Source organism: Peribacillus huizhouensis (genome assembly GCF_014138605.1).
Classification (GTDB): Bacteria; Bacillota; Bacilli; order Bacillales; family DSM-1321; genus Peribacillus; species Peribacillus huizhouensis.
Genome location: NZ_JACJHX010000012.1, coordinates 41,498 through 66,801 on the forward strand (window position 1 = coordinate 41,498; position 25,304 = coordinate 66,801).

The window sequence follows — 25,304 nt, forward strand, 5'->3', positions numbered from 1 at the left end:
AAGTTCAAGACCGCTTTCATTCAAGTTACAATGAAAGCGGTTACTATTGGTTGTGAAGAAAAAAGAGGAGCGAACGATGAAGAAGTTTTGGATAACAATTTTAGTAATCATGCTAGTTTTCGTAACTGCTGCCTGTTCCAATAATAAATCTAGTAAGAGCGAGCCTAATCAAATTAGGAAGGAACAAAAACATAAAATCGTCCTTCGTTTTGCGACTTGGGATTCAGGAGAGTCTTTAAAAATTCAAAAAAAAATTGCTAAAAAATTTGAAGAAAAGAATCCATATATAAAGGTCCAAGTCGAAGAATATGGTGATGAATTTGATCAAAAGCTATCTGCTTCATTTGGGGCAAAAAATCCTCCAGATGTCATGTATATGTGGAATTTTCCCGCCTATTTTCAGAATCTTGAACCACTAGATAATTTTATTAACAGAGATCCTTTTATAGACATGAATGATTATTATCAAGGTCTATTGAATCACTCGACGATGTACAGGAAACTGTATGGCATCCCGGCAGGCTTCACAACAAGGGTGGTCTATTATAACAAAGATATATTTGATGCAGCAAACCTCCCCTATCCAAAGGATGGATGGACATGGGATGACTTTAAAGGGATAGCAAAGAAATTAACGGACCCCGCTAAGGAGCAGTATGGATTTGGGGTAAGACAAGAACCAGATACTTACGATCTTCAAGGGATTGTTTGGAGTAATGGCTCAAGCTTTATAAGTGATGATGGAAGTGAAATCGCTGGATATATGAATAGCCCAGAAACCATTGAATCGATAAGAATGCTTACAGATATGATCCAGGATACAAGTGCTGTTCTAGTAGATGGTAAAAATCAACAAAGCGGTGAGGAGAATTTTATAGCAGGTAAGATTGCGATGTGGGAAAGTGGATTTTGGCCATTAGAAGAATTTAAAGAAGCCAATATAAACTTTGGAACAGTTGAAATGCCTGCATTTAACGGAAAACCAGTGAAAGGTGTTATTTCTTCTTCTGCGGTTTCGATCGCAAGGGATTCAAAGAATAAAGATTTAGCTTGGGAATTTGTGAAATATTACAATTCACCAGAAGTAGTAAAAATGAGGAAGGCTGATTTACCTGTCCGTATTAGTTTAGTAAAAGAAATGAAAACAGAAAAAGACCCATTAATAGAGCCTTTCTACAAAATGCTTGAAAGATCGAATGGTACCCCAGCTTTTCTACTTACTAAGAATTGGGATGCAATCAATCGGAATTTATCTGCAGCAATAAATGCCACTTTGCTCGAACAAGATGCAGAAACATTATTGAATAATGCTGTGAAGGATTCTGAGAAATATCTGGGGCAGTAAATAAAGGATTTGCGATTATTAAAAAATAGCTTAACTAAATGATTTCAGGAGGGGTTAGGATGTTAACACAAGATTATTTCGGTTTAGAGGATAAGGTGTGTGTTGTTACAGGGGGAGCTTCAGGGATAGGCTTAGCTACGGCAACACTTTTAGCAGAAGTTGGTGCAAAGGTCATTATGCTTGATATTAATGAAGAAAATGGTCAGAAGGCTGTAGCTGAGCTGCAAAAGAAAGATTATCAGGTTGAGTTTTTAAAATGTGATGTTACAAAGGGGAACGACTGTATCGCCGTGAGAGACTATATCGAAAAAAATTACGAGACGATCGATGTTCTTTTTAACAATGCTGGTGTGATTAGAAGAAAAACAGTTGTTGATTTAGAAGAATCTGATTGGGATTTAGTGATTGATGTTTCTTTAAAAGGGGTTTATCTCCTTTCAAAATATTTAATTCCTCTTATGGCGGAGAGTGGTGGAGGAAGTATTATTAATACCGGCTCTGGATGGGGACTTAAAGGTGGAGATCAAGCAGTCGCTTATTGCGCAGCGAAAGCTGGAGTTGTGAATTTAACGAAGGCAATGGCAATCGATCATGGACCGCAAAATATTCGTGTGAATTGTATTTGTCCTGGTGATACCGACACACCGTTATTAAGGGATGAAGCAAAGCAATTGAAACAGCAAGAGGATGCATTTTTAGTATCTTCTGCAAAAGGACGACCTTTAGAAAGACTTGGAACGCCGAATGATATTGCAAAAGGAGTTTTATTCCTAGCAAGTGACTTATCAGCATGGGTAACAGGTACAGACTTAATTGTAGATGGCGGAGGTTTAGCTTAATTTTTTTAACTTTGGCTCTTTTCGTAAAGATTGTTGTTTTTAGCAAGAAACCAATTCGAACAGATGTTGATCTTCGTTACAGGTGCGAGACTCCTGCTTAGAAAAGCGTGTTGAGGGAGACCCCGCAAGTGCAAAGCACTGAGGAGGCTTCTGAGACCGCCTCTACAACGGAAATCAACCCGGGATATTAGTGTAAAAATGATTGAAAAGCAACAAAGTATGTGAAAACAGCCTTAACTTTAAATAAAATTCATTTCATATGACTACAAGGAGGTCATTTTCATGTCACAAAAGGTACACCCTTACATACCAAATATGGTACCAGAAGTACAAGCTGAGATGTTAAAGGTAATTGGTGCTGAATCGATTATGGAGCTATACTCATGTATTCCTGAGGAGCTGCAACTTAAAGAAAACCTAGAGTTGCCGCCTGCATTAACAGAATATGAGCTTAGACGTCATATTGAAGGAATTCTTAATAAGAACACAAGTACAAAGGAATATGTAAACTTCCTAGGTGCTGGCTGCTGGCAGCATTTTATTCCAGCGGTGTGTGATGAAATAAATCAGCGTTCTGAATTTTTAACGGCGTATGCAGGTGAACCGTATGAGGATCACGGACGGTTCCAGGCGCTATTTGAGTATCAAAGTTTACTAGCTGAATTAGTAGATATGGATGTTGTCAATGTTCCAACCTTTGACTGGGGGCAGGCGGCGGCAACATCAATTCGAATGGCAGCCCGTATTACCGGAAGAAAGAAAGTCTTATTAGCTAAAACGGTTGCACCAGAACGAAGCAAAATTATCATTAACTATGGTGCTCCAACATTAGAATTTGAATATGTGCAATTTGATACGAAATCAGGAGCAATGGACTTAGAGGATTTAAAAACAAAACTAACAGAAGATGTGGCAGCCCTTTATTTTGAAAATCCATCGTACCTTGGGTTTATTGAGGCGCAAGGACAAGAGATTTCCAAACTATTAAAGGAAAATGAATCGTTAATGGTTGTAGGGGTTGATCCAATTTCTCTTGGTGTACTGGCACCGCCGAGTCATTATGGTGCAGATATTGTCTGTGGAGATCTGCAGCCGCTTGGCATGCATATGAATTACAGCGGTGGACAGGCAGGCTTCATTGCTACGCATAATGAGTTGAAATTTGTCAATGAATACCCATCTCGTTTGTTTGGTATCGTCCCAACTGTAAAAGAAGGAGAATACGGATTTGGCGATGTGGCTTATGAACGAACTTCATTTGCACAGCGAGAAAAAGGAAAAGAGTCTGTTGGAACGCAGACAGCATTATGGGGAATTACTGCCGGAGTCTATTTAGCATTACTTGGTCCAGATGGTATGCAGGAGGTCGGCCAAACGATTATGCAAAATAGCCAGTATGCTGTTCAACAATTAAATCAAATTGCCAATGTAAGTGGATCCCATTTTGAGTCACCGTTTTTTAAAGAATTTATCGTCGATTTTAATCAGACAGGGTATACCGTCGAACAAATAAATCACAGATTGCTAGATAAGAAGATTTTTGGCGGGAAGGACCTTTCACTAGAGTTTCCTGAGTTTGGTCAAACGGCATTGTTTTGTGTAACAGAGGTTCATACGAAAGAGGACATTGACGGTTTAGTTCAAGCGCTTAAGGATATTCTAGCGAAATAATCAAAAGAAGAGAGGAGCAATCAGATATGCAAAGGATTCAACGTAAAAGCAAAACAAGGGATTTTCATCAAGCCAAATGGAATGAACCCATTATTTTTGAACTTCATCAGCCTGGAGAAAAGGGAGTCGAATTGCCGCCAGTAAACGAAAACGTTGCATTATCCGTTGGAGATGGAACATCGGCCATTCCAGCATCCATGCAGAGAAAGAATAAGCCAAATCTTCCGGAAATCGGACAGGCGCGTGTATTACGACATTATCTCAGACTTTCTCAAGAAACTCTTGGCTCGGATTTTAATGTTGAAATCGGACAAGGCACTTGTACGATGAAATACATTCCAAAAATCAATGAATTGTTAGTACGTGACCCTAAAATGATGGAGCTTCATCCATTACAGAATGAAGAAACTGTTCAAGGGATGCTTGAGATTTTTTACAAGCTTGATTTATGCATGAGAGAAATTTCGGGAATGGATTGTTTCTCCTTCCAGCCAAGTAGCGGGACACAAGCACTTTTTGCGATGGCATCGATTGTAAGGAAATACCATGAACAAAACGGCGAAGGCGATAAGCGGGATGAAATCATCACGACGATCTTCTCCCACCCATCTCAAGCGGCAACGGCAGCCGTTAAGGGTTATAAAATTATTACTTTGCATCCGGATGAAAATGGCTTCCCTGATATTGAAAAGTTAAAAGCAGCCGTGTCGGAAAGAACCGCTGGTTTTGTAGTCGCAAACCCAGAAGATACTGGTATTTTCAATCCGAAGATTAAGGAATTTACAGATGTTATTCATCAGGCTGGCGGTCTTTGTTTTTACGACCAAGCGAATGCGAACGGACTCTTAGGGATTACAAGAGCAAAAGAAGCAGGCTTTGATATGTGTTTCTTTAATCTTCACAAAACATTTGCTGCGCCCCATATGTGTGGTGGACCAGCAACAGGTGCACTTGGGGTAACAGCAGAATTGAAGGAGTACTTACCAGCACCTACTGTCGAATATCATGATGGGAAATATTCACTCAACAACGATTTAGCGCATTCTATTGGTAAGGTTCGCTCTTTCCATGGTGTAGCTCAAACGGTATTACGTGCCTATGCTTGGATTCGCGCACTTGGGGCTGAAGGTCTTAAAGAAGTGGCGAAAATTGCCGTATTAAACAATAACTATATGTATCATAAGGTTTTAGCGATTCGCGGGGCTAGTGCACCATATGTCAAGGGCCATCGACTAGAGCAGGTTCGTTATAGCTGGGAGCAGTTGACGCAGGAAACAGGGGTCACGACAGAGGATGTTACGTTAAGGATGACGGATTTTGGTCTTCACTACTGGACTAGCCACCACCCATATATCGTGAAACAACCGTTCACCCTTGAGCCGACTGAATCATATTCGAAAGAAGATTTAGATGAATATATTCATGCGCTAGAACAAATTTCTAAAGAAGCCTATGAAAATCCAGAAATCGTCAAAACTGCCCCGCATAATAGTACAATCCATAAAATGGACGAGCAAGATTATTTAGATAATCCAGATAAATGGTGTATCACTTGGCGAACTTATTTGAAAAATACGAAAGCCTATGATCTGGTTAACTAATCTAAACAGTTAATACGACATTTAAATAGGGGGCAAAAACATGAAAAAGTACATGTCGATTATGCTAGTTATGCTTCTATTATTGCTGTCAGCTTGCTCCAATAAAACAGCGGGGGATGAAGGGAAAACGGGAAATTCTAAACATCCGTCTGGATCCATTACTGTATGGGGGTGGGATGTTGCGGCTTCAACTATGAAAGAAGCAGTGGAGAAGTTTCAGAAACAATATCCAGATGTAGAGGTAAAGGTAGAGGATTTTAATAGCGCTGACCTATATGATAAATTAACGGTTGGTCTAGCAGCAAGAGGCTCAGGGCTTCCAGATGTTGTATTAATGGAAGATGAAAGAATCCCAGGATATTTACATCAGTTTCCACAAGGATTTTTAAATTTGAACAAGCTTGGTTATGGAAAATACAAGGATTCGTTCAATTTAGCTAAGGTTGCAGCTGTACAGAATGAGGATGGAGATTTCATGGCGGCTCCATGGGATATTGGGCCTGCTGGAGTGTTCTACCGCGTTGATTACTTTGAAAAAGCAAATGTTGATCCAAATTCCATCCAATCATGGGATGATTATATTGAAGCAGGGAAGAAGATTAAAAAAGCCACTGGTGCACAGCTATTACCAATCGATATTCCAAATTATGATGGTGTCTTCCAAATGATGATGCAGTCGCAAGGACTTTCTTATTTTGATAAAGATGACAAAATTGCACTAGAATCTAAGGAAGCTATTCGTGCTATGGAAGTAATCAAAAAGCTTCATGATGAGGATTTAGTTTTAAACAATAAAGGTTGGGATGGAATTGTAACGGCTACAGTAAATGGTAGTGTTGCCACCGTTCCTTATGGTGTATGGTACGCAGGTACCATTATGGACCAAGCACCTGATTTGAAAGGGAAATGGGATGCTTTTTATCTTCCAAGCTTTGATGGGGGCACAAGATATGCAAACGTAGGAGGTTCATCCGTGTTGATTCCTTCATCAAGCAAAAATCAGTCAGCTGCCTATGCCTTTGTTGAATTCTTTACAACTGATACAGAATCTCAGCTATTAGGTTTTGAAAAATATGGACTTTTTCCATCTTTGAAGGAAACCTATAGTGCTCCGCAATTTACTGAAAACAATGAGTATTTTAACAATAGTCCGATTTTCAAAAAATTTGCAGATATTGTCGATCAAGTACCACAAATTAACGTAAACGAAAACTTTGCAAAAGCTAGCAGTCTTATAAGTAATGCTCAAGCAGCCATTTTACTTGAAAATAAAGCGGTTGATACTAGATTAAATGAAGCTAAAAAACAATTAGAAAATGAACGAAAGAAATAGTTTTGTAGAGAGCTAGAGAGAGTGTTCCAACTCCACTCAGCTCTCACAATCTAAAATTCCTTGAAGTTAGGAAGGTGGCTCGGTTGGAGCAAACAGAAAAGGTTGTAAATGCTAATACAAGCTTTCGAGTCAAAACAAGAAGGGGTTTATTAACACCTAAAAATGTTCCATATTTCTTTATCGGACCAGCGTTTCTACTAATTATGATTTTTACCGTTTATCCAGTAATATCATCGTTTATCTTAAGCTTTCAAGAGGTACGTGGTGTGGAGAAATCGTTTGTAGGACTTGCTAATTATACAAGATTATTCCAAGATCCTATATTCTATAAATCTCTTTTAAATACCTTTCAAATTTTAATTGTCCAGGTTCCTATCATGCTCCTCCTCTCTTTACTAATTGCTGTGGGACTGCATTCTTCCATGTTAAAAGGGAAAGCATTTTTCCGAATTTCTTACTTTATGCCTGCTATCACAGCGCTTGTTGCTGCTTCCATTGTTTTTATGATTCTATTAGATGAGAATTTTGGACTCGTCAACTATTTCTTATCCTTGTTTGGTGTTAATTCAATTCCTTGGTTAACAACTCCATTTTGGGCGAAGGTCTCCGTGATCCTTGTGATGACATGGAGATGGGCAGGATATAATATGGTCATATTTTTGGCGGGATTACAGAATATCCCATCTGACCTTTATGAAGCAGCAAGTATTGATGGAGCAAGTAAAGTAAAGCAATTTTTTATGATTACAATTCCACAATTAAAGCCAGTATTTATTTTCACGGTTGTCATGTCAACAATCGGTACTCTTCAACTGTTTGATGAGCCGTTCATTTTGACTGGGGGCGGTCCAAATAATGCTACGATGACAATCACGGTTTATTTATATCAAGCAGGATTTAAATTTTTTGACTTTGGTTATGCGTCTGCGATTGCATATGTGCTTGTCATCATTACGGCAATCATTTCCTGGATTCAGATGAAATTGGTAGGTGATGAATAATGGTGGCTAAGAAGATAACCTCAAAAATAATCATTTATATTTTGTTGATCGCAGGTGTTGTCTTATCGATTGCGCCGTTCTATTGGATGATTGTCGGTTCTACATTGCCGTCAGGGGAAATTTTTCGTGTTCCACCTAAGCTTCTTCCAGGGGATTATTTAGCAAAGAACTTTCAAACACTTAATGAGTCATTAGGAATTGCAAAGATATTTTGGAATTCATTATTTATCGCGCTAGTTTATACATTGGTTAGCACGCTTATTAGTGCAATGGCTGGATACGCTTTTGCAAAATTTAAATTTAAAGGAAAGAACGTTTTCTTTTTCATTATTTTATGCACATTAATGATTCCTTCACAGGTGACATTGATTCCTTTGTTTGAAATGATGGTTACCTTTAATTGGTTAAATACGTATCAAGCCATTATTTTACCAACCCTTGCTTCTCCATTTGCTATTTATTTAATGAGGCAGAATATGAAGGCGATTCCAGACTCAATTATGGAGGCCTCTAGAATAGACGGGGCAGGGGAATTAAAAATATTTTTTACAGTCATATTGCCTGTTACAAGACCTGCGATGGCTGCCGTTGGTATTTTTCTATTTATGTCTCAATGGAATAGCTTACTCTGGCCGCTTATTACGTTAAATTCAAAAGAAATGTTTACCCTTCCTGTTGCATTATCAAGTTTAATTGGAATGGCGAGGATTGATTATGGACAACTAATGCTAGGAACTACTTTATCCACGATTCCGATTATGATCTTTTTCTTATTACTGCAAAAACATTTTATCTCTGGGATTTTAGGCGGATCTGTCAAAGAATGAATGTAAAAGGTGTGAAATGATGAAAAGGTAAAAATACGGGAAGACATTCACGCTGATGATATAAACGACTAATCGTCCGCTTCTGCCACCTCACTTTGTCAGTTTCATTTCTCGTAAGGTGGCTGAAGCGCCCGATGTGCGAAATGGGCAATACTATAAAAAGCTTAAGGATATAAAATTACAGGAGGGGATCATATGAAATTATCAAAAATGAAATTAATTTTACTATTTACTATCGCACTAGCATTATTATTATCAGCATGTAACTCAACAAAAAGTAATAGTGATGAAGCAACAGAAGACGGAAAAGTAAAGATAAGGTTTGCTACATGGGATGTCGGAAATGATGTTCAATTGCAGCAAAATCTCATCGATGAATTTAATGCTAAAAATGAAAAAATAAAAGTAGTTTTAGAGGCCTATGGAGGGGAATATGACACAAAAATCACTGCGGGTATAGGTGCAAAGGATGCACCAGATGTGATGTATATGTGGAACTATCCGCAATATAAGGATGCTTTAGAGCCACTTGATTCTTATATTGATAAAAACGGAGAAGAATATAAGTCTGATTTCTATGAATCTTTATGGAACTATAACTCTGTTGGTGGAGAAACACTTGGACTTCCAGTAGGCTATACAACCCATGTTGTTTACTATAATAAAGATCTTTTTGATGAAAAAGGACTTGAATATCCACAGGCTGGATGGACATGGGCAGATCTTCAAGAAACAGCTAAGAAGTTAACGAATAAGGACAAGAAGATTACTGGATTTGCTTTCCCTGGTAAACCTGATCCATATGATTTTGAAATGTACTTATGGGGCAATGGTGCTTCTTACGTAGACAGTGATGGAAAGTTAAAGGGTAATCTGAATTCAACGAAATCAATTGAAACATTCTCATTGTTCCAAGACATGTTAAAAGACGGATACGCAATCACAACTGAAGGTTCAGGCGATACTGAAATGAAATCAGGAAAAGTAGGAATGTTTATTAATGGTGCTTGGTATCTTTCTCCATTGAAAGAAGCGGGTATTAATTATGGTGTTGTTGAAGTACCGACTTTTGAAAATGGTAAAAGTGTAAGTATTGTTAGTTCGTCAGGTATAGCTATGTCTAAAGATTCTAAACACAAAGAAGCTGCTTTTGAATTTATGAAGTTTTGGACTGGAAAAGAAGCAAATAAAGAAAGAATAGCATTTGAATTACCAGTATTAAAGAGTGTAGTAGAAGAAGAAAAGCTACAAGAGGATCCAGTTAAAGGTGTATTTTACTCAATGCTAGAACAAAGTGAAGGCTATACACCAGCGTCATTTATTACTGAAAACTGGAGTCAAGTATCAGAAAATTTAGGGTTTGTCTTTGAGCAAATCTTTAATCCAAGTACACGAGTTGATCCGAAAAAAGCTCTAAATGAAGCTGTTAAATAAAGCTGTTAAATAAAGTTTACCCATTGCTAAAAAAGTAAGTGGTAGGGTGAGAAAATATTCTCATCATTTTACCAAGGGCTTAATTACATAGCCCTTGTAATTAAGTTCAAGCTATGATGGGAATTCTTATTTTCCATAGGTCATTCTAAAATAAGAGGGAATATTTATGTTAAAAAAAAAGGAAAAACAACCTAGTTTTACATTAGTACGTAAAAGAGTACCATATTTGTTTATCCTACCATGGATCATCGGATTTTTAGTGTTCACTTTAGGACCTTTAGGATCTTCATTAATCATGAGTTTGTTTGATTGGCCGATAACTGGAGAAGCAAAGTTTATTGGTCTTAATAACTTTACTAAGATGTTTACAGCTGACCCTCAGTTTTATGATTCCTTAGTGATCACATTTAAATTTGCAGCAATTTTCGTACCACTTAACCTAATCTCTGCATTGGTGCTTGCGCTCCTCATTACACAACCAGTCAAGGGAGTTAAGATATTTAGGACAATCTTCTATCTTCCTGCTGTTGTATCAGGTGTTGCAGTATCGATCATATGGGGTTGGATTTTTAATTCTGAATTTGGAGTTCTAAACTATTTATTATCGCTCATTGGTATAGAAGGACCAAGTTGGCTCATTGATCCAAAGTGGGCAATCGTAACAATTGTTATCGCGAGTGCTTGGGGAGTAGGGACAATGATGCTGATATTCTATACGGATATTAAGGGGATCCCCCCTGAACTTTATGAGGCAGCATCAATTGATGGAGCTGGACCGTTAAGACAGTTTTTTAATATAACAATTCCGACGATAACACCTACAATCCTTTTTAATGTAATTACATCAGTTATCGCAGCGTTACAACAATTAACCCTAGTTTTACTTTTGACTGGTGGGGGACCTTTAAAATCAACATATTTTTATGGATTATTTGTATATAACAACGCATTTAAGCATCATCAGCTTGGTTATGCAAGTGCAAACGCATGGTTTATGTTTATTATTATTTTAATATTAACAATGCTCATCTTTAAATCATCATCAACATGGGTGTTCTATGAAGCTGAAATGAAAAAAGGAGGTAAAAAATAATGAGAATTACAAAGAGCCATAAAATAATCGTCTATAGTATTCTTGTCATTTTGTCACTTTACTTCCTATTTCCATTTGCATGGGCGTTAATAACAGCGCTAAAGACAGAAGGAGAAGCATTTAGCTTTCCTCCTACGTTTCTCCCGGATGTTCCGCAGTTCGGTAATTTCATCGAAGCGTGGAAAAGTCAGCCGTTTGGAACATATTTTATGAACTCAGTCATTGTTACGGTGATGACTACGATCGGACAAATAATATCCTGTTCATTAGTGGCTTATGGCTTTGCAAGATATGATTTTAAATATAAAAATATTTTGTTTATCCTTCTTTTGTCAACAATGATGATTCCATGGGATGTTACGATGATTCCACTTTATATGGAATTTAATTTATTTGGATGGATCAATACTTTAAAACCATTAATAGTCCCAGCATTCTTCGGTTCTGCTTATAATATCTTTTTGCTTAGACAGTTTTTAATGAATATACCTAAGGATTTGGAAAGTGCAGCTAGGATTGATGGTGCCAATGAATTCCAAATATTTTATAAAATCTTCCTTCCGATTATGAAGGGGCCTTTAACTTTGATCGCTGTCTTAAATATTTTATTAGTTTGGAATGACTACTTAGGACCATTAATTTATTTAAACGACCAATCAAAATATACGATGGCTCTTGGATTAGCATCTTTCAAAGGTGTTCATGAGTTGCAAATCATACCTATTATGGCGATGACTTTAGTCATGATTATTCCGCCGGTTATCGTATTTGCCTTTGCGCAGAAATATATTGTTGAGGGTGTTAGCGGATCAATTAAGTAACCTTTTTATTATTGGCTATGTTATATAACTCTGTTGATTTTTGGCTCATTTTAGCTCGAACTCCATGAAACGATGGGGGAAAGCGAGCTTTCCCTCTCGTTTCATGGAGTTCGAGCTACCTTTGGGCACAGCCCAAAGGCGTGTGAAACCGCGGTTTCACACGAATGAGCCAAAAATCTTATTAATAACAATATTGTTTAACATAGCCTTATTATTACAGAAAAAATGCGGAGGAAAATGAAATGAAACGTGAAATGAAGAGATGGGAAAACATCCATCTTACAGGTATAAACAGGTTATCAGCACATACTGATTTTTATAGATATCGTGAATTTAGTGAGGCACTTACATTAAATAAAGAAATGAGTAAAGGATATCTGTTGCTTGATGGAGAATGGAAATTTCTTTTTCTAGAAGCGCCAGAATTTTCACCACTGAACTTTGAAACAGGAGATTTTGAGATTAATAGTTTAGATTCTATTGAAGTTCCGTCATGTTGGCAAATACAAGGATATGGAAAGATGCACTATACAGATGTATTATATCCATTTCCTATTAATCCACCTTTTGTTCCACAGGAAAATCCTACAGGTATCTATTTTAAAGACTTAATTTTGGAAAATATAAAGGAAGAAAAAATCGTCTTAAAATTTAATGGTGTGGATTCAGCATTTGATCTATATGTGAATGGGCAACAAGTTGGCTATAGTAAAGGATCTAGAATGCCTTCAGAATTTGATATAACCGAATATGTAAGAAACGGCAGTAATAGATTAACGGTTAGAGTTTACCAGTTTTCAGATGGAACATACTTAGAAGATCAAGATATGTGGTGGCTTTCAGGTATTTTTAGAAGTGTTGAGTTATTTAGAATGAATACGAATACGTTAGAAGATGTTTATATTGAAACAATACCAGACGAAGATTATAAAAACTTTACTCTAAAAGTAGCTGGTAAGTTTTTAACTAGTGAAGTTACAGAAATGAAGGTTACCCTTTTTCAAAAAGATGAAAGGGTAGATGACTTTACGATAGAAGTTGAAAACGGCAAATTCCAAGTGCTAAGAAATATGGTAAATCCGTTATTATGGAATGCGGAAGAGCCGAATCTATATGTTGCAACCCTCGAATATGAATTAAAAAATGGTGAAAAAGAGATCATCCCAGTAAGATTTGGGGTCAGATCTATTAATGTTATTGATAATGAAATTAGATTAAATGGAAAAAGAATATTCTTTAATGGTGTGAATCGACATGATTTCAATCCGACAATGGGTAGGACTGTAACTTATGACGATATGCTTCAAGATGTTCTTTTAATGAAGAAGCATAATATAAATGCCGTTAGAGCAGCTCATTATCCGAATAATGATGTGTTTTATGACTTATGCGATGAATATGGGTTATATGTCATTAATGAGACCGATCTTGAATGCCATGGATTTGAAAACACAGGAAATTATAACTGGATCAGTGATAATGAATTGTGGGAAAAGCAATATGTTGATCGAGCAGTCAGAATGGTAAAAAGAGATCGAAATCATCCAAGTGTCATCATGTGGTCCTTAGGTAATGAATCAGGTGCTGGCAGAAACTTCACTGCTATGTATGATGCGATAAAAGAAATGGATTCTACTAGATTAGTACATTATGAAGGCGATCGTGTTGCTGCCTATAGTGATGTTTATACAACGATGTACACGAGATTAAATGCACTTGAAGAAATAGGTAAGGATTCCGAAGGGAAAAAGCCACATATATTATGCGAGTATGCCCATGCAATGGGGAATGGACCTGGTGGACTGACAGAATACCAAGAAATAATGAGAAAATATCCAAGACTGCAGGGTGGATTCGTCTGGGAATGGTATGACCATGGTATTCAACAAGTAGATGAAGCTGGAAATGTATATTATTTATACGGCGGCGATTATGGAGACTTCCCGACAAACGGAAACTTCTGTATTGACGGTTTAGTATTTCCGGATCGGACACCATCACCTGGACTGATTGAATACAAGAAAGTCATCGAACCAATTGTTACTGAAGAGATAGACCTCAATCATTTAAAGATTAAGGTGAAAAACAGATATGACTTTAGAAACCTAAGTGGGATCCTTTTACACATTATGGTTAAATCTTTTGATCAATTGATTGAAGAAAAGACGATCTCCTTACAGAGTATAGCCGCTCAGGACGAAATGGAGATCACATTACCGATAAATCTCGAGAACGCTTTAAAATACGATGATGCTCGCATTTATTTAAGTTATTTAGAGCCGGAGAGCACCCTCTATGCAAATGAAGGCCACCTTATTACGAGCGAGAGCTTTCTAATTCCTGCTACAAAGGTAGAAAAAGAATATATCTCTAAAGCTCTAGATGCTGAGATGAAAATTGAGGAAGATCAGACACAGCTGATCCTCGAAAACGATCAATTCAGAACAGTTTTTTCAAAGGTTCATGGAATTCTTTTATCCTATCAAATAAATGGTGAGGAAATTATTCAGAAGGGGCCTGAACTTACGCTATGGAGAGCTGTCATTGATAATGATATGTATAAGAAAGATGATTGGATAAACAAACACTTCCTTAAAAACGCTAAGGAACAGTTTGTTTCGATCGAGTATCAAGTGAATGAAGGTTTTGTAGATGTTGAGATTAAAAAATATATGTCTAGTATAAACCAAGCATGGGGCTTTAATCTTATCTATCATTATAGAATCACTCAAGATGGTGTTTTAAACCTTCACTTAAAGGGTGAAAAGGTATTGAGAGGCAATGAAATACCTCAGATGCTGCCAAGAATAGGGATTTCGATGAATCTTAATAATGAGTACAATGATGTGACTTGGTATGGAAGAGGAGATTCAGAAAGTTATCAAGATAGTAAGAGAAGTCAAAGTATTGGTCTTTATCATAAATGCGTAGAGGAAATGCACACAGATTATGTATATCCGCAGGAAAATGGTTCAAGATGTGATACCTCTTTCTTAGCGCTCACAAAGGGGAACCAATCGATTTTATTTAATTTTAAAGAGTTAAGAGATTTTACAATCCATGATTATGAAACAAATGCATTGGAAGAAGCAAAGCATCGAGGAAAAATTGAAAAATCACCTTACAATGTTTTAACAATCGACTATAGACAAAGTGGACTAGGAAGCAATAGCTGTGGTGAAGAGCAGCTTCCAAAATATCGAGTGCAAATAGAGGATTTTGAAATAGGACTCGAAATAAGAAGGATTCATAACGAAGACCTTATAGAAGAAAGTAAATTTTTCAGAGCTAGATAAAGTGAAACTTCAATCAGTGGGGGGTCTTCATCCCCCACTGATTGTTAGTCCCGTTCTAATGTCGCTAATATCTCCACTCCGCTTCTTCGATTCTTCCAAGTCTAGAGGTGGGGGTCTTGACTTTCCGTTAATGCGGGATAAAAAGTAGGGAATCAATAGGCAGGGGAGACCCTGCTTATTTAATTAAGAAATCATTGTTGAAATTCGTTGATACGCTGATAGATTACTGATCAATTAATAACCGATACAAGGAGAAAGATGATGAAATTAGATATAAGTGAAATACCTTTTTCAAGATTTGGATCTTATTTCTGTATTTCCAAGGAGAAAGATTCTGAGGAAATATTTATAAGGGATGTACACGGTGGAGACGACGCACCATCAAACCTATTCAAAATAGATATTTTAAAAGATGGGGTTGAGAAGGAGTTTGTAGTGCAAGCTTCAGAAACATCCTTAAAATTCTCCTTAAAAGATGATGAAGAAGGTTATGCAGAAATAATTATTCCCAAAGAAGATGAGATCCATCTTGAAGTACAGAATGTAGAATTTAGGTTGAGAGCTACAAAAGGGAAATATGATTCTTTAATGGAATTAGAAGATGGGATGTATGAATACCATATTTATCCAAAGGAATTAAAGTTAATGATAATAAATCTTTCGGGTGAAATGTCTGTTGATGCACCTTGGAATATTATTGGTAATGATTTCATTGATATTCGAATGAAAAGTGGGCAGTTTGTAATCGAAAGCTATAGAACTGTCTATCAACAAAAGGAATATACCCCTTTTATAAAAGGAAAAGAAAAAATTGAACAGCTTTATAAAGAGTGGTTTGACAATATGAAAATGGGAAGTACAGATTATCAACCTTCTTTAGAGAGGGCTTCCTATATAACTTGGTCTAGTGTTGTTCATCCACATGGGATATTAAAAGAGTATGCCATGTATATGTCGAAGCTTTGGATGTATAATATTTGGTCATGGGATAATTGTTTTAATGCGTTGAATTTAGGAAAAAGCTACCCTGAACTCGCATACGCACAGTTGAAAATATTCATGGAGACTCAAGACGAGTCAGGTGCATATCCGGATTTTGTAAATGATAAATTCATATCTTATAACTGCATTAAACCCCCTATCTTTGCTTATGTCTATGAAAAGCTAATGAAAATGAATGATTACTTTAAGGATGAACATAGATTAAGAACTGTTTATGAGTCTACTAAAAAAGTAATGGAATATTTTGACCAATATAGAACAGTTGAAGGAAGATTGCCACACTATAAGCATGGGAATGATTCAGGGTGGGATAATGCATCTTTATTTCATATGGGCATGCCTGTAGAAGCGCCAGACCTTACTAGTTTTTTAATTCGAGCTTATGATGTCCTGTCCTCTTTTGCAGAAATTCTAGGTGAAAAAGACGAATCATTGAGATTTAAAGAAAGAGCAGACGCCCTTTTTGAGCTTCTAATGGAGAGGCATTATGATGAGGACGGTTTTTACGGGCGAGTTGGCAAAGAGGGTAGGAAAATAAATATTAGAACAAGCTTAATACTAAGACTACCAGTTATTATTGGGTACCGATTAGAGAAAAGCATGATGGATCAATTAGTAGCAGATCTTGAAGGGAACTTTGAAACGAAGTATGGATTAGCAACTGAAAGTGTAAATAGTAAGTACTATAAAGAAAATGGATATTGGCTCGGCCCAATTTGGGCGCCTGTTACATATCTCTTTATAGATGCTTTGCAAAATTTTGGCTATCAAGAAGTAGGGAATCGAATTAGAGATAAATTCCTAGATCTTACCCTTGTTGGGGGAATGGCTGAAAACTTCGATCCGCTTACTGGAAAAGGTTTAGTGGACACATCCTTTACATGGACTTCAAGTGTTTTTCTTTTACTATTAGATGATAGAACAAAAGCGAAAGACGCTCACGAATAATCGGATGGCGAAGATGGATGGAGAGGTTTGGAGGTGACCTATTTGAGACAACAAAAGCATCGCTTCTTATCAAATAGATATTGGGTCATCGCAATTGCGGTATTTTGCTCAATCTTATGGGGAAGTGCTTTTCCTGTTCTGAAATTTAGTTATGAAGAACTTGGCATGGCAGAAGATGATTTAGCAGCAAAAATTGTTTTTGCTGGAATGCGTTTTATGATGGCGTCTCTGTTGTTGCTTGTGATCATGTTCTTCATTAATAAAAATTCGCTGAAATTGAGATGGCGTCAATTGCCAGCTATTATTGGCTTAGGGCTATTATCAACAAGTTTACAGTATTTCTTTTTTTATAACGGATTAGCTCATACCTCGGGAATGAAAGCAGCTATTTTAAATTCAAGCGAAACATTTTTCGTCGTGTTCCTAGCTCATTTTGTTTACTCAGACGATCGCTTGGATTGGCGAAAAATATTTGGCTTGGTTGCAGGCTTTGTCGGGATTATACTTGCGAACTGGGGCCAGAATGCCTCACTTAATTTATCTTTCTTTGGGGAAGGCTTTATGCTACTTTCAGGATTAGCCGGTGCTTTAGGAACCTTTTTGTCCAAGCGCCTATCCGCTGATATACATCCAGTTGCATTGACTGGGTGGCAAATGTTTGTAGGTTCGCTTCTTATGCTTCTTATTGGGACCCCGAGCCTCGAGGCGAATGCTCTAACCTTTACAGTAAAAGCTTGGTGGCTGCTAATTTATGCTGTATTACTATCCGCAGCATCTTTCACATTATGGACAGCATTGCTAAAGTACAACAAAGCTGGAGAAGTGTCTCTTTATAAATTTGTTGTGCCGGTTGCCGGTACCATTTTATCTGCTATGTTCATTCAGGATGAACTCTTAACGATTAATATTTTTATTGCATTGATCCTTGTAGCTGTAGGTATAACAACTGTTAATCAAAAAGGGAACAGCGATTGGCTGTTCTTTAAAAAACGGCGACAAACTTATCAGCAAATGTATAAATAGCAAGAATATGCCTAGTTTTGGGCATATTCTTTTTTTTTGAGACTGCTTATTACGATAGATGAATTGTTAACGTAAAAGATTGCTATTTCAATAATATTAATGCGAAAGATTATAATAAAATGATGGCAATGATTGTTCCAATGCTGCTCATGATCAACGCATATCCTAAATTCCAAAACGAAACTTTGTATGAATTGATAGATAGGAGATTAGCGGTTAACGATACAGAAAGATTAAAAGGTCCGGCAATTGTAGTCGATAAGCCTGAGGTCATTAAAACGAGACCGACACTAACTGGATTTATTGAATGTATAATTGGTTCAAGTACTCCACCAAGTATACTTATCGTTACAAGAGGGTGAAACCCAATCATCGCAAGCCCAATAAACAAAATTTGAATAAATACAAAAAGTAAAATAGGTGTAGTTGTTAAGTATTCAAAAGGTTTTTGGATGTAGTTCATAAAGATTGAATCATTTAAATTACTTGTAAAAAATCCAACTGATAGAAAAAGTACCATATTATCGGTCAGACCTACTGTTCGGATCTGCCATAACGGTAGGCAATAGGCGATATATGATTTCAATCGTCTAATGGAGAGAGCCCAGACAAATGAAAAGGGAATAATAATCAAAGCGACTGTTTGAAGAAAACCCATATCAAAGATGTGATTGAATAGCACAATTGTCATCATGAAACCAATTAAATAGAGAAAAAGTGAGAAGATTTTTCGAGACATGCGCGTATTAATCCCTATCTCGGTTGCAGATTGAGCCTCTGTTTTGTGAGCACTTGTTTCGTTAGGCAATTCATAACGCTTAAAAGACTTAAACCCGATTACCCAATTAAGGACAAACAGGAGGACTGTGATCAAAAATAACCAAGGAAGATAAACAGGATAAGATACGTGAGTATACTCAACACTTAGGACTACGAGAAGCTCCATTGGGCTTATAAGCAGACTTAAAGAATATCCTCTAAGCAATGATTGTGAAATAAATCGATTTTTGATGTTTTGAGTTTCTCCCACAAGATTTTTTTGAACGACCGTTTTAAGCAAGGGAAGGGTTGCGATATTTAGAAAACCACCCAATAAAAAGGCGGCAAATGAACTGCGATAGTATAATTGCCCCAAATGGTGAATCCGCACTCTTAATAACTTATTTACTTGTTGATCATACCGTCCAACAATGATGATGCTGTTAATAAACGGAAGAACATAAAACACCGCAAGCAGTGACACGGTTGTAGTCATGTAGAGTGGAACTTCAGTAAATGACCTTTGCTGGTAGATAAAAATAAAAAAACCAACAACAAAAAAAATACTACCGACGACTTTAAATAAGTTTTTAGCTGATTTAAGGGAAAATAGTAAAGAAATTAATGCTAGAATACCAATGGTATAGGTAAGGAATGTTGAATGAATAAATAGGTTCAGAAAATAAGATATGATAAGTAAGCTATATAACACGATCATGATTTGTGTTCTCCTAAGGGGCTTTATTTTAATGAAAAAAACGAAAAATTCGCTATTTTTAAGTGACTCCATTGATAGGAAATCGTTAGACTAAAAAGGTAGATACACGAACTGATTGAAAGAGTCATTAGTTAAAGAGAATAGTATTAGGCCATTTAAGTCATTGATTTTCGAACACATATAGAGAAGTCTTGAGTAGACGATTAGCCTAGTTCTAAAAGGGTAAGTAGGCGGAAAATAACTCTCCGTACACTCAAAAATTAGTCACGGAAACCATATATTTGCTAGTATCAGGAAGATGTTCACCCACTTTTAATCAAATTACAACATTAAGATACAACCGTAGTTTATAGGTATTTTCACAGTCAAATGGTGAAATGTCAAGGCGAACAAACGGATTTTTTTGGAAATTTAGATAATGAAGCTCAATGGTTCCATGACCAAAAAGCTCGAATATTAGCGGTTAATAAGTTAATAAAATGGTAGAGTCCCTTCGTTCTATTTACAAGTTTAAATGAATTTTTGAGTAGTCCTAACTGAGACTCATTGATTTTCACAAACATCATTTCTTTACGGAAAACAGGGGTTGCGCTTCAATAATCAACTCTTGTAATCGTCAATTAACGAATATTATTACTTGAATCGGCTAAGTTAATACACTACAATGTGTAGTGTATTATGGTGAGGGGGAGGATTATGGATATCAATAATTTTAAATACGATGAGGTAGGGCTAAATCGCTTCTTTGGACCCCTAGAGGCGAAAATCTTGGAAATCCTCTGGGAAAATGAACGAAGCATAAAGGAAGTTCAACAGCGTTTGGATCAAGATAAACCAATCAATTTCAATACGGTCATGACTGTTATGAATCGGTTGGTGGGAAAAGGTGTCTTGAAAAAGAGAATACAAGGCAGGGTTTCGTTGTTTCATCCTGTTCAGTCCAAAGAAGATTTTATTAAAGAGCAGTCGAAAAAAATTACCGAGAATCTGCTTGATGAATTTGGTGGCGTCGTCATCAATCATATGCTAGATGCAATGGAAGAAGTGGACCAAACTTTGCTCGATAAATTGGAACAAAAGATTAAACAACTTAAAGGGGATAAGTCGTGATGTGGTGGAGGAAACGGTCCCTTTTTGTCATAGGATTGAGTTTTTTGATTGCTGTTTTGATATGGAGCCAGATGGGGATGTACATCGCTCACATTCTATTTGGAGTAAACCTTCACGTGAATGTCTTTAAGTTTTGCGTAAGTTTGTTTAAGGAATATTCATTTTATTATTTTTTGGTTACGATTATATTGAATGTATTAATAGCCTATACAATCTTAATCACGTTGATCAAGATTATTGAACAATTTATCTTGTTGAAAAAGTTTAAAAAAGTGATATTCGCTCAACAAAATATAGGATTAACCAGTTTCTTAAATCGAAAATATGAGCGTCAACATCAAGATATTATCGTCATTGATCATAGTGAGTCGTTCGCATTTACTTTTGGTTTTAGAAGTCCTAGCATCGTTCTTTCTAGTAGTTTAATTGAGATATTGGATAGCGATGAATTGGTGGCTGTAGTGGAACATGAAACTTTTCATCAAAAGAATGATGATTCCTTGAAGATTTTTATTCTACAACTAATCGCCCAATCTATTTGGTTCATTCCCCTAACTAAATGGTCTTATCAGAATTATAAAATTATGAGTGAACTATTGGCTGACGAATATGCGATCCAGAAAATGGGTTCTGAGCTAGGCTTGAGCAGTGCTTTGTTTAAGTTAATTAACAATTATTACAAAGGAAACGCTAGCCCTACTTTGGTTCATTTTTCTGATGAATCGGTCAATTTTAGATTACAGCAATTAGTAGAACCAAAGAAATCCATCCCGGTAAGGTTGAAAACGACCTCGATGGTCATTTCGATTTATGTATTGCTTCTGCTAATGGGGATGATATTCGTGACGATTACGTAATTAGTTGTAATTGTCACTACCTTTTTTACTTAATCACACTACGTAATGTAGTGCATAATTAGTAACCGATAATGTGAAATAAGGAAAAATTAGAGTATGGAGGTCAGACAATGGCTAATAAAAAATCAAGTAAGCAAACGTACAAAAAACAAAAGCAATCATCGAAATTTATCTTTTGGGTGATTGGCTTAATCGCGGTTTGTATCATCGGTTTAATATTTTTGTCTAACGGAAAAGATCAAGCAGCTGCCTTCGACTATACTGAGCAGCCCGTAATAGGAGATTCATCTGCACCTGTACAAATTGTTCAATTTGGTGACTATAAATGTCCGGTATGTAAGAATTTTGAGGAAAACTTCTTCCCTCACATTCAAGAGAATTTGATCGATACTGGAAAAGTTCAATTTTATTTCATGAATTTTTCATTTATCAATGTGGATTCGATCCGTTCAGCTAAATTTGCTGAGACGGTTTATAAAGAATTAGGAAATGAAGCCTTCTGGAAATTTCATAAGCTATTATACAGTAAACAACCTGATGATCTAAAGTATGAGAAAATGGATGTGTTTACCGATAAATTCTTAGAAGAAACATTGGCAGAAATCGTCGATGATTCTGATGTAGCGAAAGTCGTTAAGGCGTTTAAAGCGAAATCTTCTGAAAAAGATTGGAAAAAAGATATGTCCACTGCTAATACGTTGAACGTAACTGGTACGCCATCTATTTTTGTTAACGGTAAAAAGTTTGCAGGGAACACTTTTGAAGAATTAGAACAAATGGTTGATGAAGCTGCAAAGGGGAAATAAACCATGAATAAACCATTGCTATTTTCCTGGATTATTTCCATCATTGCGACAATAGGAAGTCTTTTCTTTAGTGAATATCTCCATTTTGTACCTTGCACGCTTTGCTGGTATCAGAGAATTCTCATGTATCCATTGGTGTTTTTATTAGGAAGGGCTTTTTATGAAGGAAACAGTAAGATTTATGCGTATATCCTCCCCCTATCCATTTTGGGGATTCTCGTATCTGGTTATCATTACAGCCTTCAAAAAATCCCGGCACTTCAACAGTTCGAAATGTGTACGAGCGGTGTCCCGTGTTCAGGAGAATATATTAACTGGCTAGGGTTTATCACAATCCCTTTACTAGCTTTTGTTGCTTTCTTATTTATTACTTTTAGTATGGTGATCCTTGCTCGCACGAATAAAAATGATTAAGTTGTCGTCTATCGGTATGGAATACTGATAGACGATTTTTTATGTTTAAATTGGCGCTGTCTCATACTGTATTTAGTTGTTTTGGACGCGGACCATTTGCTTCACGAGAAATAGCGATGTTGATCTTCGATACAGGTGCGAGACTCCTGCTTAGAGAAGCGTGTTGAGGGAGACCCCGCAATTGCGTAGCACTGAGGAGGCTCCTGAGACCGCCCGCGGAAAGGAGTACCTGTAACGGAATTCAACCTAGGATAGTAGTGTAAATATTATTTAAAAGCAACAAAGTATACGAAAACAGCCAAAAACAATACTAAATAGATTAAATATATTTAGATCTAATTCTACTGCCAGTATGATAATAATTTCATACTTAGAGCGTATATTTAATGTGGAATTCCTGGATTATACAACAAAATAGATATATATACCTATAATTATTATGAAAATAAAAGCTTATCACCTAAAAAAAACACAAATTCTTCTAAAAAAACTCTCTTTAAAAACATCCAAATTATTCGTAGTATTAGTTCATGAAAACGTTTTCTATGAGAAGAGAACAAGCAATATCAATAAAATAGGGGGGAAACACATGAAGCTAATCAAAAAAGTGGGGATTTTCATTGATTCTATTTTTGAGAAACTTGCCCTTACATCACTGATTGCCTTAGTACTAGTCGTTACGACTCAAGTGGCGACAAGAAAATTATTTAACTTTGTTTTCTTTTGGTCAGAAGAAGTGACCTTGCTATTACTTGGTTGGTTTGCTTTTATGGCGATTGCGATAGGATTTCGAGAGCACATCCATTTAGGGATCGATTCTTTTACGAATCTTTTTCCAAAAATCTTTAACAAAGTATTAGATAAAATTATTAGTATCTCTATTTTTGCTTTTGGATTATACCTTGTTGTTCAAGGTTGGGATTTTACTGTATTGATGATGGAATCAACTCTACCAGCAACAAAGCTTCCAAGTAGTATTACTTATATTGCAATGCCAATTACCGGTATTATGATATGCGGGTATTCCCTACTACATTTGTTCAATAAAGACACAACTAGGTATAAAGATCTGGAGGAGGGAATGTAAATTGGAAACGAATACGATTGCAGTCATCATATTACTTTCAAGCTTTGTTCTATTAATATTACTTCGTATGCCCATTGCTCTAACGTTGGTTGCCTCGTCATTAATAACAGTTATTTATTTAGGCATACCGATGCCAATTATTGGACAGCAAATGGTTCAAGGATTAAATTCTTTTTCACTACTTGCTATCCCATTTTTTATCTTGACGGGACAAATCATGAGTGCAGGGGGACTTGCTACTCGCATTGTAAATCTCGCAGGCTTAATGGTTGGTCGGATTCGTGGCGGTTTGGCCATGGTAAACAGTGTTGCTTCGTTATTTTTCGGTAATATCTCAGGTTCTGCAGTAGCGGATGTCTCTTCTGTCGGTTCTGTTATGATTCCGATGATGAAAAAGAAAGGCTATGAAGCCGATTACGCAGTAGGCGTAACCATTGCATCAGCTATCCAAGGGGTAGTAGTACCACCGAGCCATAATCTAGTATTATATTCTTTAGCAGCAGGTGGAGTATCCATCGCTAGTTTATTTATGGCAGGTATCGTGCCAGGCGCAATAATGTTGATTGCCCTTATGATTACTGCTTACATTATTGCAAGGAAACGAGGGTATGAAAAATCAGATCTTATACCAAGATCACAATGGGGCGGAATTCTTTTACACGGTTTCCTTTCATTAAGCCCTGCAGTTATTATCTTAGGCGGAATCATGAGTGGTTGGTTCACAGCAACTGAATCTGGTGCACTAGCTTGTTTATATTCTTTTATTCTAGCGTTCGTTGTTTATAGAGAGGCTCCAATATCAAGTGTTTGGAATATTTTGAAACGAACATTAAAAACGGTTTCTATGGTATTTTTCCTGATTGGAGCATCTGCGTCCTTCGGCTGGATTCTTGCTTACTTGCAAATTCCATCTATGGTAACTGATTTGTTCTTGAATTTTTCGGACAATCCAATTGTCATTTTATTAATCATTAATATTTTATTGCTACTTCTAGGTGCGCCAATGGATATGGCGCCAATGATTTTAATCATGACACCTATTCTTTTACCGGTTGTAACAAGCTTTGGAATGGATCCGGTCCACTTTGGGATTGTTCTTATCTTGAATGCAGGAATTGGATTATTAACCCCACCTGTAGGAACGGTCTTGTTTGTTGGCTGCGCAATTGGAAAAGTTTCCATTCAACAAGGTACGAAAGCCATGCTTCCATTTTTCTATGCATTATTAATCGTTCTGTTAATTATCACCTATATTCCTGAAGTTACATTATGGCTTCCGAGTTTATTAGTCAAATAACTTGAGACATGGGTGAAATTAT

General features: G+C 36.6%; 20 protein-coding genes. 19 read left to right on the forward strand and 1 reads right to left on the reverse strand.

Annotation, left to right across the window (positions count from 1 at the left end; genetic code table 11):
• Positions 1–76 precede the first annotated feature (76 nt).
• The 13 genes from HNP81_RS16640 (at position 77) to HNP81_RS16700 (ending at position 18,234) form a co-directional block, all read left to right on the forward strand.
• Entirely contained in the window at positions 77–1,345 is a 1,269-nt protein-coding gene (locus tag HNP81_RS16640) for a sugar ABC transporter substrate-binding protein (protein ID WP_182503337.1), read from the forward strand.
• A gap of 59 nt (positions 1,346–1,404) precedes the next feature.
• Positions 1,405–2,184, forward strand: coding sequence for an SDR family NAD(P)-dependent oxidoreductase (locus HNP81_RS16645; protein WP_182503338.1), 780 nt, complete (start codon positions 1,405–1,407; stop codon positions 2,182–2,184).
• Positions 2,185–2,466: 282 nt separating this feature from the next.
• Complete coding sequence (gene gcvPA, locus HNP81_RS16650) at positions 2,467–3,855, forward strand: aminomethyl-transferring glycine dehydrogenase subunit GcvPA (protein ID WP_182503339.1); 1,389 nt, start codon at positions 2,467–2,469, stop codon at positions 3,853–3,855.
• A 26-nt stretch (positions 3,856–3,881) separates the two neighbouring features.
• Complete coding sequence (gcvPB, locus tag HNP81_RS16655) at positions 3,882–5,456, forward strand: aminomethyl-transferring glycine dehydrogenase subunit GcvPB (RefSeq protein ID WP_028390223.1); 1,575 nt, start codon at positions 3,882–3,884, stop codon at positions 5,454–5,456.
• Between the two features lie 40 nt (positions 5,457–5,496).
• Positions 5,497–6,789, forward strand: a complete 1,293-nt coding sequence (locus HNP81_RS16660) for an ABC transporter substrate-binding protein (RefSeq protein WP_028390224.1) — start codon at positions 5,497–5,499, stop codon at positions 6,787–6,789.
• A gap of 203 nt (positions 6,790–6,992) precedes the next feature.
• The gene (locus tag HNP81_RS16665; protein ID WP_182503403.1) at positions 6,993–7,790 is read left to right on the forward strand and encodes a carbohydrate ABC transporter permease; all 798 of its coding nucleotides are present in this window, start codon (positions 6,993–6,995) and stop codon (positions 7,788–7,790) included.
• Positions 7,790–8,617, forward strand: a complete 828-nt coding sequence (locus HNP81_RS16670) for a carbohydrate ABC transporter permease (RefSeq protein ID WP_182503340.1) — start codon at positions 7,790–7,792, stop codon at positions 8,615–8,617. The genes HNP81_RS16665 and HNP81_RS16670 overlap by 1 nt, the downstream gene beginning before the upstream one ends.
• Positions 8,618–8,812: 195 nt before the next feature.
• Positions 8,813–10,051 carry an ABC transporter substrate-binding protein gene (locus tag HNP81_RS16675; RefSeq protein WP_182503341.1) on the forward strand — a complete coding sequence of 413 codons (1,239 nt, stop codon included), beginning with the start codon at positions 8,813–8,815 and terminating at the stop codon, positions 10,049–10,051.
• Positions 10,052–10,217: 166 nt separating this feature from the next.
• Entirely contained in the window at positions 10,218–11,144 is a 927-nt protein-coding gene (locus HNP81_RS16680) for a carbohydrate ABC transporter permease (protein WP_182503342.1), read from the forward strand.
• The gene (locus tag HNP81_RS16685) at positions 11,144–11,965 is read left to right on the forward strand and encodes a carbohydrate ABC transporter permease (RefSeq protein WP_028390229.1); all 822 of its coding nucleotides are present in this window, start codon (positions 11,144–11,146) and stop codon (positions 11,963–11,965) included. Before HNP81_RS16680 ends, HNP81_RS16685 begins: the two co-directional genes overlap by 1 nt.
• Positions 11,966–12,207: 242 nt before the next feature.
• Positions 12,208–15,261, forward strand: coding sequence for a glycoside hydrolase family 2 TIM barrel-domain containing protein (locus HNP81_RS16690; RefSeq protein WP_182503343.1), 3,054 nt, complete (start codon positions 12,208–12,210; stop codon positions 15,259–15,261).
• Between the two features lie 261 nt (positions 15,262–15,522).
• Entirely contained in the window at positions 15,523–17,211 is a 1,689-nt protein-coding gene (locus tag HNP81_RS16695) for an amylo-alpha-1,6-glucosidase (RefSeq protein WP_182503344.1), read from the forward strand.
• A 42-nt stretch (positions 17,212–17,253) separates the two neighbouring features.
• Positions 17,254–18,234, forward strand: a complete 981-nt coding sequence (locus tag HNP81_RS16700) for a DMT family transporter (RefSeq protein WP_182503345.1) — start codon at positions 17,254–17,256, stop codon at positions 18,232–18,234.
• Between the two features lie 109 nt (positions 18,235–18,343).
• On the opposite strand, the gene HNP81_RS16705 is transcribed toward HNP81_RS16700, so the two are convergent.
• Positions 18,344–19,711, reverse strand: coding sequence for a hypothetical protein (locus HNP81_RS16705; RefSeq protein WP_182503346.1), 1,368 nt, complete (start codon positions 19,709–19,711; stop codon positions 18,344–18,346).
• A gap of 696 nt (positions 19,712–20,407) precedes the next feature.
• Between HNP81_RS16705 and HNP81_RS16710 the strand changes: the two genes are divergently transcribed.
• From HNP81_RS16710 to HNP81_RS16735, 6 genes are all read left to right on the forward strand, one after another.
• Positions 20,408–20,821, forward strand: coding sequence for a BlaI/MecI/CopY family transcriptional regulator (locus tag HNP81_RS16710; protein WP_182503347.1), 414 nt, complete (start codon positions 20,408–20,410; stop codon positions 20,819–20,821).
• The gene (locus HNP81_RS16715; protein ID WP_246399405.1) at positions 20,821–21,678 is read left to right on the forward strand and encodes a M56 family metallopeptidase; all 858 of its coding nucleotides are present in this window, start codon (positions 20,821–20,823) and stop codon (positions 21,676–21,678) included. The genes HNP81_RS16710 and HNP81_RS16715 overlap by 1 nt, the downstream gene beginning before the upstream one ends.
• A 110-nt stretch (positions 21,679–21,788) precedes the next feature.
• Positions 21,789–22,484 carry a DsbA family protein gene (locus HNP81_RS16720; RefSeq protein ID WP_182503349.1) on the forward strand — a complete coding sequence of 232 codons (696 nt, stop codon included), beginning with the start codon at positions 21,789–21,791 and terminating at the stop codon, positions 22,482–22,484.
• A 3-nt stretch (positions 22,485–22,487) separates the two neighbouring features.
• Entirely contained in the window at positions 22,488–22,898 is a 411-nt protein-coding gene (locus HNP81_RS16725; protein WP_028390236.1) for a disulfide oxidoreductase, read from the forward strand.
• Positions 22,899–23,487: 589 nt separating this feature from the next.
• Positions 23,488–23,985: a TRAP transporter small permease gene (locus HNP81_RS16730; RefSeq protein ID WP_028390237.1), complete on the forward strand. Its 498-nt coding sequence runs from the start codon at positions 23,488–23,490 to the stop codon at positions 23,983–23,985.
• Between the two features lies 1 nt (position 23,986).
• The gene (locus HNP81_RS16735; RefSeq protein ID WP_028390238.1) at positions 23,987–25,282 is read left to right on the forward strand and encodes a TRAP transporter large permease; all 1,296 of its coding nucleotides are present in this window, start codon (positions 23,987–23,989) and stop codon (positions 25,280–25,282) included.
• Positions 25,283–25,304: the final 22 nt, after the last annotated feature.

Coding starts and splice junctions, on each gene's coding strand:
- HNP81_RS16690 (WP_182503343.1), top strand. CDS start 12,208: ATGAAACGTGAAATGAAGAGATGGGAAAACATCCATCTTACAGGTATA.
- HNP81_RS16705 (WP_182503346.1), bottom strand. CDS start 19,711: ATGATCGTGTTATATAGCTTACTTATCATATCTTATTTTCTGAACCTA.
- HNP81_RS16665 (WP_182503403.1), top strand. CDS start 6,993: ATGATTTTTACCGTTTATCCAGTAATATCATCGTTTATCTTAAGCTTT.
- HNP81_RS16640 (WP_182503337.1), top strand. CDS start 77: ATGAAGAAGTTTTGGATAACAATTTTAGTAATCATGCTAGTTTTCGTA.
- HNP81_RS16695 (WP_182503344.1), top strand. CDS start 15,523: ATGAAATTAGATATAAGTGAAATACCTTTTTCAAGATTTGGATCTTAT.
- HNP81_RS16680 (WP_182503342.1), top strand. CDS start 10,218: ATGTTAAAAAAAAAGGAAAAACAACCTAGTTTTACATTAGTACGTAAA.
- HNP81_RS16715 (WP_246399405.1), top strand. CDS start 20,821: ATGTGGTGGAGGAAACGGTCCCTTTTTGTCATAGGATTGAGTTTTTTG.
- HNP81_RS16725 (WP_028390236.1), top strand. CDS start 22,488: ATGAATAAACCATTGCTATTTTCCTGGATTATTTCCATCATTGCGACA.
- gcvPB (WP_028390223.1), top strand. CDS start 3,882: ATGCAAAGGATTCAACGTAAAAGCAAAACAAGGGATTTTCATCAAGCC.
- HNP81_RS16660 (WP_028390224.1), top strand. CDS start 5,497: ATGAAAAAGTACATGTCGATTATGCTAGTTATGCTTCTATTATTGCTG.
- HNP81_RS16685 (WP_028390229.1), top strand. CDS start 11,144: ATGAGAATTACAAAGAGCCATAAAATAATCGTCTATAGTATTCTTGTC.
- HNP81_RS16710 (WP_182503347.1), top strand. CDS start 20,408: ATGGATATCAATAATTTTAAATACGATGAGGTAGGGCTAAATCGCTTC.
- HNP81_RS16675 (WP_182503341.1), top strand. CDS start 8,813: ATGAAATTATCAAAAATGAAATTAATTTTACTATTTACTATCGCACTA.
- HNP81_RS16670 (WP_182503340.1), top strand. CDS start 7,790: ATGGTGGCTAAGAAGATAACCTCAAAAATAATCATTTATATTTTGTTG.
- HNP81_RS16730 (WP_028390237.1), top strand. CDS start 23,488: ATGAAGCTAATCAAAAAAGTGGGGATTTTCATTGATTCTATTTTTGAG.
- HNP81_RS16720 (WP_182503349.1), top strand. CDS start 21,789: ATGGCTAATAAAAAATCAAGTAAGCAAACGTACAAAAAACAAAAGCAA.
- HNP81_RS16645 (WP_182503338.1), top strand. CDS start 1,405: ATGTTAACACAAGATTATTTCGGTTTAGAGGATAAGGTGTGTGTTGTT.
- gcvPA (WP_182503339.1), top strand. CDS start 2,467: ATGTCACAAAAGGTACACCCTTACATACCAAATATGGTACCAGAAGTA.